This is a genomic window from Salicola sp. AFF1, assembly GCF_056783195.1.
The window spans coordinates 1-5,049 of sequence record NZ_JBXAYL010000053.1; the positions used below are offsets into that span (position 1 = coordinate 1).

General features: G+C 52.1%; 2 protein-coding genes. One reads left to right on the forward strand and one right to left on the reverse strand.

The features are described from left to right. The first annotated feature begins 143 nt into the window (after window positions 1-143). Window positions 144-4,319 carry a hypothetical protein gene (locus AC1RQI_RS16145; protein WP_481905638.1) on the forward strand — a complete coding sequence of 1,392 codons (4,176 nt, stop codon included), beginning with the start codon at window positions 144-146 and terminating at the stop codon, window positions 4,317-4,319. Between the two features lie 224 nt (window positions 4,320-4,543). Here AC1RQI_RS16145 and AC1RQI_RS16150 read toward each other — a convergent pair whose 3' ends face one another. Then, entirely contained in the window at window positions 4,544-4,954 is a 411-nt protein-coding gene (locus AC1RQI_RS16150) for a hypothetical protein (RefSeq protein ID WP_481905639.1), read from the reverse strand. Window positions 4,955-5,049 lie beyond the last annotated feature (95 nt).

Consider the following 5,049-nt stretch of genomic DNA (forward strand, 5'->3'; position numbering starts at 1 on the left):
ATCGGGATTGAGAGCTGAGCCAACAGCCCGCTACGCGGCCAGCAGTCCGGTTTCTGGATGCTCATGAGAAATCCGGGCTAAAGCGAACAGCTCCCAGGCGTCATAGCGGCTGGCGACCGGATGAAACCACAATCGAAGAGGTCATGCCTTTTCGAGATGAATTACACATCGCCGTGCCCTCTGACATTCAATCCGTGTTGGACTGTGCGGTTAAAGCCTGCCAACAGTCCCCTTCAACCCTGAACGAACTTTGGCAACTGACCGCATCGAAATCCCTTGAGAAGTGGTTCAACCAACACGCTGCCCAACATTTTGAGCGAATGACCTCGGGGAAACTCGCGAACCGAAAGGCACAGGAATTATTTGACGCCACTGGCAACCCGAACTTTGCCCGGTTACTCAGCTCACACCCCAACAGCGCGCTTCCCGGGGCCTGCAGTTACGCCAGCTGGGACATTGCCGCTATTGAGCGCGGTTTTGACCTCCCAGTTCGGCCCGCAAGAGACATCCCTGACAACGTTAACCAGATGGGAAGTCTTCTGGTGCCAATTGAGTCCGTCCTCACCACAGAGGTTGAGAATGCCACCGAGCGTCTTAAGCAAGCTCGGCACAGGGGACTAATCCACTATCACAACGCCGTAGTCCAATACACGGTGATGGCACTTTACGCGGCTACCGGCGCCCGCCCGCTGCGTGATCCATTCGAATCGCCGCGGCATTTCAATGAATCTCATCTGTGCGTCTATATCAACGATAAAAGCGATGACAGCCTGCATAGTGGTCGCTTGGTTCCTCTACCTCGCTTGGCCGCGAAGATGGTGGCTCAGTACCGCTGCCATCTCGATCGGCTGGCAACAGCTCTCGCACCTCACCGAGCGGACTTGGCGGACACCGTTGCGGATTTGGGTGCAGGCAATGAGGGCGCTGTTCCTTACTTTTTTCTTCTCGACCAACAGCTCAAATGGCATTCCGTTGGTGATGCGGAACAAATGGGGGCCCCCCTATTCAACTGGTCACTGCCGCAGAATTTATTCCGTCACCGGTACGCCCAGTACCTTACTTCCAGTCAGGTAGATGCTGAGGTTGTAGATGGCTGGATGGGCCATGCTGAGCGCGGGGCGGCCAGCTACAGCGACTATTCGGCTCGCTGCTGGCAGCAGGACGCTGACTATTACCGAGCCACTGTTGACCGGCTCTTCGAATCTCTTCCTTTCCGCCCAGTTACTACGGATCACGCACTACCGCCACTAGATGGCGATGACATAGAAACTTCAGACGGCTACACAGAACCGGCAACATTTGGGATACGTGCACGGAGTAAGCAACGCAGGCGTCGCCTTAACGAGGCACTGCGCGAGGCCCGCGACGACATCGCCATCTTCCTCGCCGAACGTTCAATCGATGACCTAGATGAACAAGAGCTGCAGCATTTGAGTAATCAGATGCTTCTCAGAGACAACCACCTGCCCCACCCCCAGGCGGCTATTCGATTCCGCACATTGGCCAAGATGGTCGAGCGCAGCGCCACGGCTAACAAGTACCGCTTCCGTAAGCGGATCCGGACTGTGCAGGATGAGCGTTCGTTAGTGACAGCGCAGGTCCCGCAAGCGCTATCCATCCAGGCACAGCTCACTGATTGGGCTCAGCGGACACGAACCGCGATCTCGAGGTCCTCGGTTGCAAAAACAAGATCCCGGCTGATTGGCACAGCATTGCTCGCCATTGAAAAGCGCTTAAGCTACAAACGCCTCCTGAGGGATGTAGCCTCAGGCCAAAACTACAGGTTGGTTCGGAATAACCAGCAGTACTATATCGAATACAATGAGCAACTGGACCCCGCCGATTATTCGGCACCCGTGCAACGTCACGAAATCAGCTACAAAACTGCAAGCCTATTATCGTACGGCCCGCAGAAGAAGAAAACGATCGATGCCGACGCTATCCTGGACGTACCCGAGTTGAGAGAACTCGTTACCCTGTATGAAGCTTATTTAGGGACGGCTGCGTCCCTTACGACCGATAATTTTCTGGGCTGGTTGAGCGAGACCATCAACCAATCGAATCTGGTTCAATTGCCGGGGATGGTGGCTGCTGCATTGAGCGAGCGCCAACCGCCGACCAGCTCATCGCTTACTGATTTCATGCGGATTGTCGAAGGCAAGGCCTTTAACCCCGGAGCACCGGAGGAGGACACCCAACCGAACGATCTCGCTCGATCACCAGCGTCGAAAACACGTACGGCGGAGCGTGACAAAACGACCCTTCAAAGCAATGCGAACCAGTTCACGAGCGAAATCACTTGCCACCTTAACCGATATGACAAAGCTCTCGCTCGGGATATAGCACAGAATCTTCAGCAAACCTGTGATGCTTATCGAGGCTCGGTCAGCATCAGCTTATTACTGCTTGGCTATTGGCTCGCGGCCATAACCCACCGAGGCAAGGGGAAGCCACGTCAAAATTTCCAGCCATACGCTCAGAACACTCTCACAACGTATTGGAGCTCATTGGTGGGCCCCTTCCAGGGACTCGCCTATAACGTGGATCTTATCAGCCTGGATAGCGACGCGGTTACCGATCTGTGCGCGGAAATGGTTGAGTACAAACAAACGACGACTGAGAGTACCGGCTATTTCGGACAACGCCTGAAAGAGTTCTTCCTTTGGGCTCGGACCTTCGGTGTCGAGTCCCCCGACTGGAGTGAGCTCGATATCGACAGCGACTCCCGCCACGTCAGCGCCGGTTTGGTAACAGAGCCTGAATACCTGTCATGCCTCTCTCAACTGAAATCAGATCCTGGTCTTAACCAAGACGAGCAGCTGATGCTGGGGTTTGTACTTTTGCTGAGTTATCGCTTCGGCCTCCGTGCTCAAGAGGCCATCGGACTTCTACGCCGAGACTGGTGTAGCAGTGCCCACTATACCTGGGTTTTAATACGACAGAAGGCATACTGGAACCGGACACTTAAAAGTGCCAGCAGCCGACGAGCTATCCCTTTATTATTCACACTGGCACCGATCGAGCTGGAACTCATTGAGCGTGTTTTCGCCCGCCACATGAGCCTCACCGGCGGAGATCACAACACCCCCATTCTCTGCGAAAACGCCCCCGACGCAACGATTCGACTAACCAGCGCAGCCCCACGTTTATCATCCGCACTCATCAGCGTCCTGCGCCATGTGACAGGAAATGCTCAGATCGTGCTGCATCACGGCCGGCATACCTTCTACAACCGCGTCGCCAGCGCCCTTTTAGCACTGGAGACACCGGTAGCCAGTCAGCTTTCCAATGACATTGACACGCAAGCCCTCCGGCATTGCGTACTTGGCCCTAATAACTGGCGTTCACGCCGCACCGCGATGGCATTAGCCAGACTGATGGGTCACCGATTCCCGAGCACGGGGCTGAAAAACTACATGCACCAGATGACGGAATGGGCCGACGCGTGGACTCCGGTTCACCACCCCCGTGCCTACCAAATTCCGGGGACTATCGATCTTACCGAATCGCCGAAAGTGCCAAAATTCCGGCCTCAGTCAACCATTCATCCTGAGCTGGAATACGTAACGCCAACCCTCCGTCTCCTATTGAAGACACTGCGTCTGATGGCATTGGGAATGGACCATTACCGTGCCGGATTATTGATGCGGCTCAACCCCGACCATCTGATAACACTTGTAAATATTATACGGCATGCAAACGACCACATGAGGTTTAAACACCCACTCGACAAAGACCGCTGGATCAAGGGCGGGGATGAGCCTGATACACTTTTACTGCTTACATCAATAACGGATTCGGGATGGCAGCGACTTATTCAAAAGGCTGGAAATGTCACTGACACGGAGACTCTCTCTAACTTGCTGGCCCCGGACCTTGAAACGCTGCCGTACCTAGTCGGCCAAAACCGAAATCTTTTAATGGATCGCCCAGAACATTGCCGGCTCGTCCGAAAAGTTTTGGATTTATTTGATGTGCCTGACAGACTGTGTACGGTTGTCGCCCGATTTGATGATCCATCCATCGCTCAGATGCTGGAGGATGAGAAATTTTCAGTCGTCAGTGAGTTCCAGACAAAGCCTCAAACCGATAAAAAAACCGGGAATATTATTAACAAAGAATACCGGATTCAGTTCGATGGCTTCCCGATCAACCTCCAAAACCGCCAATACCAATCCCGCCAGTACGGGGGACTATTGCTAACTCGCTCTCGTAATGGAACAATTCGAAACTCATTTGAGTTAGCACTGGCACTTCTGGCAACAGGCATAGCAATACATTTACCCAAAACAAAGAGTCAAGACAGAAACAACTACTGATAGTGACACTCGATCACTCTAGGTCGAACCCGTGGCCACATTCAACAAGTTCTGCATGATCCAAATGCCACCGGGAAATTCCTTTTGTGTCTATTGTCTCGTGTGCCTCAATACTGAGCTCATAATCGGGGCTCGCATACGCTGCAGCTGCTCGCCTGGCAAGAAGCTCATCAGCTACCAGAAAAGTTAATAGACGCGGTTTTTTATTGTCTTCTAACCCTATTTTAAGATATGCAACATTCTGGTCGCCCCTTGCACCAACTGAATACGCACTGCCAGAATACTCCCTCCCCCTTTTTTCTTCTTCTATAGCCTTTTTTTATTCTCCCCTGAACAACAATCTCATTATTACCTTCTATTCCCGAAGTAGTAAAAATAAATGGATCCTTCACCTTTTGATGGTCATTATTGTTTATAAAATTTTCGGACTCAGAAATCACAAATCGCCTCTCCTCCTCGGACAAACTAGTAACTTCAAATCCGGACCAATAGTCTGAACCAGCTTCAACAATCTCATTGACAAAAACAAGCGACAGTTCTGCTATTTTAGTAACAATCTTATCTCCTACACCATCCGCACCATCAAGAATAATCACGTAATTAAGTGGATTTGCACCATCAATATTGCGCGGCAAAACACTTTCATATCGCGTGTGTCAATGGCCATCTATTTTGACCCACCTTTGGCCAATAAAATTGACCCACCCTTCATAGTCTAGTTCTTGGTTTT

Bases quoted from the DNA above. Each gene is read 5' to 3' on its own strand.
- AC1RQI_RS16145 (WP_481905638.1), top strand. From the start codon at position 144: ATGCCTTTTCGAGATGAATTACACATCGCCGTGCCCTCTGACATTCAA.